Below are 1794 nucleotides of genomic sequence, written 5' to 3'. Positions count from 1 at the left end.
GCTACCGCGCGGCCCTCGCCGCGCGCGAGGCGCGCCGCGCCGCCGAGGCGGGCCTGCGCGAGGTCGAGCCGCGCACGCGCGACGGCGTGCGGCTCACCGTGATGATCAATGCCGGGCTGCTGATGGACTTGCCGCACCTCGCCGCGACGGGGGCGGACGGGATCGGCCTGTTCCGCACCGAGATCGCCTGGCTCGCGCGCGGCGGCCTGCCGGACCTCGAGACCGAGGAGGCGCTCTACCGCGACGTGCTCGCCGCGGCCGGGGACAAGCCGGTGCTGTTCCGCACCATCGATCTCGGCGGCGACAAGCTGCTGCCCGGGTTCGCGCATGAGCGGGAGGAGAACCCGGCGATGGGCTGGCGGTCCTTGCGCATCGGGCTCGACCGGCCGGCGATGCTGCGCCGCCAGCTGCGCGCCATGCTGGGCGCGGCCGCGGGGCGGCGGCTCTCGGTGATGTTCCCGATGGTGACCACGGTGGAGGAGCTGCGTGCGGCCAAGGCGCTGCTCGCCGCCGAGCTGCGCGCGGCGGAACGGCGCGGCGCGGCGCCCGCGGAAGTGCGGGCCGGGGCGATGCTGGAGGTGCCGGCGCTGGTGTGGCAGCTGCCGGCGCTTCTGGAGGAGGCCGCCTTCCTCTCGGTCGGCTCGAACGACCTCACCCAGTTCCTGTTCGCCGCCGATCGCGGCAATCCGCGGCTCGCCGGACGCTACGACTTCCTCTCCGCGCCGGTGCTCGATCTGCTCGAGCAGGTGGGTGCCGCCGCGGCGGCGGCCGGCGTGCCGGTCGGGCTCTGCGGCGAGGCGGCCGCACGCCCGCTCGAGGCGCTCGCCGTGTTCGGCGTCGGCATCCCGCAGATCTCGGTGCCGCCCGCCTCGGTGCCGGCGGTCAAGGCGATGATCCGCGGCCTCGACCTCGGCGCCTTCCGCACCTTCCTCGCCGGGCTCAGGCGGTCGGCACGCGGCGGGGCCAGCCTGCGCGCGGACATCGCGGCCTACGCGCGCGACCACGGCATCGCGCTGGAGTAGCGCGCCGCGGAGATCGCCACGGCGCGCAGCCGCCGATCGCCCCGCCGGTCCAGCCACGGCACCGCAGGACGATGCCCCGGCGACCGCAGCGGGAAGGCCGGTCGCCGGCGGGCGGTGCAGGGGCCGAAATTTCCGGGAAATCAACCTTTGACGGTTAACGCTGGCGTGCCTCCGTCTGTCGCGTTAGACAATAGCGTGCTTGGCGTCGGGTCGGGGGCCCCGCCGCCGAGAGTGGCGCGCGCCGAGGATCGGGCTGGTGCATCACGACGGACACACGACGCTGATCGAGGATCCGACGACGCTGACCGCGGCCGCCCCCTCGGCGGTCGGCGGGCTGTTGCGGGCCACACGGATGCGCCACGGCCTGTCGCTGAACGACGTCTCGGCGGCGCTGCGCATCCGGCGCGACTATCTCGACGCGATTGAGCACGGGCGGTCCGAGGCCCTGCCGGCACCGGCCTATGCGATCGGCTTCGTACGCAGCTATGCCGCCGCCCTGGGGCTCGACCAGGAGGAGGTGGCGCGCCGCTACCGCGCCGAGACGGGGCTCGCGGCGAAACGCAAGCCCGAACTGACCTTCCCGGCCCCGGTTCCGGAGCGGGGCGTGCCGACCGGCGCGCTGGTGGTCGTCGGCGCCGTGCTGGCCGCCGCCCTCTACGGCGGCTGGTACTACCTGACCGACACCGGGCAGCGTCTGGCGGATGTGGTGCCCGCCCTGCCCGAGCGCCTGGCACGAATCGAGACCATGATCACGCCGGAGCCCGCCCCTGCG

2 protein-coding genes are annotated in these 1794 nt (G+C 75.0%); both read left to right on the top strand.

Going from position 1 to position 1794, the window contains the following annotated elements; translation table 11 throughout:
• Nucleotides 1-1022: putative PEP-binding protein (locus FK498_RS18525; RefSeq protein WP_304598725.1), on the top strand; the 1022-nt coding region annotated here is incomplete at its 5' end.
• A 256-nt stretch (nt 1023-1278) separates the two neighbouring features.
• Nucleotides 1279-1794: RodZ family helix-turn-helix domain-containing protein (locus FK498_RS18520; RefSeq protein WP_141857155.1), on the top strand; the 516-nt coding region annotated here is incomplete at its 3' end.

Origin of the sequence: Elioraea sp. Yellowstone (assembly GCF_006704265.1) — a bacterium.
In the GTDB taxonomy this organism is placed as follows: Bacteria; Pseudomonadota; Alphaproteobacteria; order Acetobacterales; family Acetobacteraceae; genus Elioraea.
Note: the sequence above shows the minus strand (reverse complement) of the source record. Positions and strands in the feature narration are given on the sequence as shown.